This is a genomic window from Vreelandella sp. L-15 (assembly GCF_056857635.1).
This window is the reverse complement of the sequence record NZ_JBSXNN010000001.1, coordinates 1-3,500: the sequence shown is the minus strand read 5'-3', so window position 1 is coordinate 3,500 and position 3,500 is coordinate 1. Positions and strand designations below refer to the sequence as shown.

6 protein-coding genes are annotated in these 3,500 nt (G+C 55.7%); 2 read left to right on the top strand and 4 right to left on the bottom strand.

What is annotated here, in order from left to right:
- Both tnpB and tnpA read right to left on the bottom strand, forming a co-directional pair.
- Nucleotides 1-101: IS66 family insertion sequence element accessory protein TnpB (gene tnpB / locus AC13CY_RS00030; RefSeq protein WP_483052161.1), on the bottom strand; the 101-nt coding region annotated here is incomplete at its 3' end.
- Nucleotides 98-385 carry an IS66 family insertion sequence element accessory protein TnpA gene (tnpA, locus tag AC13CY_RS00025; protein WP_483052160.1) on the bottom strand — a complete coding sequence of 96 codons (288 nt, stop codon included), beginning with the start codon at nt 383-385 and terminating at the stop codon, nt 98-100. The genes tnpA and tnpB, both read right to left, overlap by 4 nt.
- A 73-nt stretch (nt 386-458) precedes the next feature.
- Here tnpA and AC13CY_RS00020 point away from each other — a divergent pair, with 73 nt between their 5' ends.
- Complete coding sequence (locus AC13CY_RS00020; RefSeq protein ID WP_483052159.1) at nt 459-656, top strand: hypothetical protein; 198 nt, start codon at nt 459-461, stop codon at nt 654-656.
- Complete coding sequence (locus AC13CY_RS00015; RefSeq protein WP_483052158.1) at nt 653-1,717, top strand: IS3 family transposase; 1,065 nt, start codon at nt 653-655, stop codon at nt 1,715-1,717. Before AC13CY_RS00020 ends, AC13CY_RS00015 begins: the two co-directional genes overlap by 4 nt.
- Before the next feature lie 117 nt (nt 1,718-1,834).
- On the opposite strand, the gene AC13CY_RS00010 is transcribed toward AC13CY_RS00015, so the two are convergent.
- Nucleotides 1,835-2,173: a hypothetical protein gene (locus tag AC13CY_RS00010; protein ID WP_483052157.1), complete on the bottom strand. Its 339-nt coding sequence runs from the start codon at nt 2,171-2,173 to the stop codon at nt 1,835-1,837.
- On the bottom strand, nt 2,145-3,398 hold the full coding sequence (locus AC13CY_RS00005; protein WP_011783528.1) for an IS256 family transposase: 1,254 nt from the start codon (nt 3,396-3,398) through the stop codon (nt 2,145-2,147). Before AC13CY_RS00005 ends, AC13CY_RS00010 begins: the two co-directional genes overlap by 29 nt.
- Between the last annotated feature and the right edge of the window lie 102 nt (nt 3,399-3,500).

Sequence of the window (3,500 nt, the reverse complement as noted above, 5' to 3'; positions counted from 1 at the left end):
AATTGATTCCGAACCAGGGCGCTCAGGCCCCGGAACGATTTGCGCATGTCGGTGGGCTCGGTGCACAGCCAGATGCGCGCCTGGCTATCGAGCCCGATCATCCGTTCTGGCTCAGCCGCAGTTCGACGCCGTTGCCGAGGGTCAGCACTATGTTCCAGCCTCGGCCGGACTGCGCTGCACCCATCAGACAGGACAGGTCGAGAAAACCGGCTGCCCCGGAATCCGGTGAGTCACGGGCAGGCTGATCGGACAGGCGCTTGCGCCAGTTACAGAAAGTGGCGTAGGCGATGTTCTCTTGTTTGCAGAACTTCGAAGCTGACAGACCACTGTCACGCTGCTGATTGACCAGAGCCTGCCACTGTTCGGGTGTGCGGTGCTTTCTCATAGGGGTAACCTCGTGTTGGAAAGTGTGAGGTTACTGTAGGGCGATTTTCAGCAGGGTGGCAGAACGTCGTGGAATGAACGCTTACGAACAAGCCGCCAGCTTGTCCCATGAGGACCGCCGTCGAGAAGCGGATGAAGCCAAGCAGCAGCGTAAGCGGATCAAAGAGCTGGAACGAGAGCTACAGCGCAAGAACACAGCACTCGCGGAGACAGCTGCACTGCTGACGCTGTCAAAAAAAGCACGGGCGATCTGGGGGGACGAGGAGTCATGATCAGCATCGAGGATCGCCAACATGCCGTAGAGCTGATTGCTGTTGCCTGCAACGAGGGCGCCACCTTGGCGGCTGCCTGTGAAGTTGTCGGGATTTCTATCCGGACTCACCAACGCTGGATGCAGACGGGAAAGCTAACAGGCGACAAACGCCCTTTAGCCGAACGCCCAGCCCCCGCTAATGCGCTGACCCCAGAAGAAGAGGCCGAGATCTTGAGGCAATGCCACCGTGACGAGTTTGCTGCTTTACCGCCGGATCAAATTGTTATTCGGCTGATGGATGAAGAGCAGCGTTACATTGCCTCCGTATCGAGCTTTTATCGAGTGCTGCGTAAACATGGCCAGCTGGCACACCGGGGACGCGCCAAAGCCCGCAAATCACAGCCAGCGCCGACTACACATACAGCAACCGCCCCCAACCAGGTGTGGTCCTGGGACTGCACCTGGCTTCCTGGGCCAGCCAAGGGTACCTACTACTATCTGGTGATGATCCTCGACATCTTCAGCCGTAAAGTCGTGGGCTGGGAAGCCTTTCTGGGGGAGTCTGCAGCTAACTCACGCCGTGTCATTGAGCGAGCCGTGCTGGCCGAAAACATGGTAGGCCAGCCTCTGGTGCTGCACGCAGATAACGGCAGCCCCTTCAAAGGCATTACCTTGCTTGAGAAGCTGAGAGATCTGCAGATCCAGCCTTCGTTCAGTCGACCGCGTGTGAGCAACGATAACGCCTTCTCCGAGGCTCTGTTCCGCACCTGCAAGTATGTGCCGAACTACCCCGTCAGTGGCTTCGCTGACCTATCAGCTGCCCAGCGTTGGGTGCACGGCTTCGTCCAGTGGTACAACTATGAGCACCGCCACAGTGCTATCCGCTTCGTGACGCCGATGCAGCGCCACACAGGAGAAGACAAAGTCATATTGGCCAAGAGACATGCGCTCAACCTTGCAGCCAGAGCTGTGCATCCTGAGCGCTGGAGTGGAGACACCCGCAACTGGCATCCTGTGACATTAGTATCGCTAAACCCAGAGCGCCGAGTAGTTAGGGAGGTAGAGAAAATAGCTGCATAAAAATCAAACAGGGCGACAGATACCTTGACAGTTACCGCTCCCTTGGTTCAGGTTCTTGGCGGAACACACTGAATTTTCAAGAGAATACCATCCGCTATCTTCGTTTTCAGGCCGGCCTCATGAATAAGCCGGGTTATAGTCTTCAGAAAATTCATCTGTGAGCATTACGCTCCAAAATTCTAGTTCGCGGTGTGACTTATATAAGCTTCGTCTAGCTTGATACAAGTAACCCCAAACATTATTCAAATGCTCAATACGCTTTACTGATACATCTTTACTCTCGACCATTACCCCTTGGGCAGGACATATATGATTGTACTGGAAAAGTAATTCATGCAAGTGCTCTTCGATTTCGTCTATTGAGGCGATGTACTTTTTAGCAGCCAAGTAGGCATCTTGAGTTATTGTCAAATCTGGTGTATGAGCATCAGGCGGCGTCTCTGCCGGATTGATCATCCACCCGTTCTCCATCCCGAAACTGAACGTTATTCACGACCAGCTTCAGTTGGTTAAACCCCTTGATCCGCTTCCAGCGTTTCTGGGCGGATTGGAGCAATTTAAATACCATCGATAACGTAGTGTCGCGGTTGCCACAGGACCGGCTTCGCTTGGTCCTCAGCCTGACTGTGGCGAAGGTGGACTCAATGGGATTCGTGGTCCTCAAGTGAATCCAGTGCGCTGCCGGGAAATCGTAAAAGGCCAGCAGTTCATCCCGGTCTTTTTCGAGGTTTTCCATGGCCTTCGGGTACTTGTCCCGGAATCGCCTTAACGTGCTGTCAAAGGCTTTGTGAGCGCCATCACGGGTCTCCGCCAGATAGATCTCATGCAGGTCTGACTTCACCTTCGGCTGTACGGACTTGGGCAGCTTGTCCAGCACGTTGGCAGTCTTGTGAACCCAGCACCTCTGGTGCCGGGTATCCGGAAACACCTTGCTCAGCGCTTTCCAGAAGCCCAAAGCCCCGTCGCCTACGGCCAGCTTGGGCGCATTGTCCAGGCCACGTTCACGCAAGCCGGTGAGCAGCTCTCGCCAGCTGGCTTCGGACTCGCGGTGGCCATCTTCCACCGCGACCAGCTCCTTGTGGCCATGCTCTGTGACCCCGATAATCACCAGCAGGCAAAGTCGATCATCCAGACGAACATTGCTGTAGACACCGTCTGCCCACCAGTAGACGTAGCGCTTCTGGCCCAGGTCACGGCGACGCCAATCCTCGTGCTCCTTCAGCCACCGTGCCTTGAGCCGTGACACCGTGTTGGCGGACAGGCCCTTGGCCTGCTCGCCGACCAAGGCACTCAGGGCCTCCTGGAAATTGCCAGAGGAGACACCGCGCAGGTAGAGCCAGGGGATGAGTTCATCCAGACTCTGGGCCCGCTTCAAATACGGTGGCAGGAGCTGACTGTTGAAGCGAATGCCGGAGCCGCTGCGGTCCCGGACCTTGGGCACCTGAACGTCAACATCTCCAACGCCTGTCTGAATGGTTCGCTTTGGTAAATGACCGTTTCGGACTACCGCCTTGCGACCATCGGGTGTCAATACATCGGCATACTGATCCAGTAGCCCCTGAAGCTCAGACTCGACAGCCCGCGCAATCAGGTCACGGGCACCCTGTCGGATCAGATCGTGCAAGGGATCGTTCGTGGTCGCCTCTGGTTGTGAAAGAGCATGCAGGTTAGACTTGGACATGGCGTATCCATCCTCTGTTGGTTGTGATCTTGGTGGTGATCAACCAACAGGATACGCCATCCTTTCAGCCTGCTTCCATACACCAGAAATCACCATAACTCC

Bases quoted from the DNA above. Each gene is read 5' to 3' on its own strand.
- tnpA (WP_483052160.1), bottom strand. From the start codon at position 385: ATGAGAAAGCACCGCACACCCGAACAGTGGCAGGCTCTGGTCAATCAG.
- AC13CY_RS00020 (WP_483052159.1), top strand. From the start codon at position 459: ATGAACGCTTACGAACAAGCCGCCAGCTTGTCCCATGAGGACCGCCGT.
- AC13CY_RS00015 (WP_483052158.1), top strand. From the start codon at position 653: ATGATCAGCATCGAGGATCGCCAACATGCCGTAGAGCTGATTGCTGTT.
- AC13CY_RS00010 (WP_483052157.1), bottom strand. From the start codon at position 2,173: ATGATCAATCCGGCAGAGACGCCGCCTGATGCTCATACACCAGATTTG.
- AC13CY_RS00005 (WP_011783528.1), bottom strand. From the start codon at position 3,398: ATGTCCAAGTCTAACCTGCATGCTCTTTCACAACCAGAGGCGACCACG.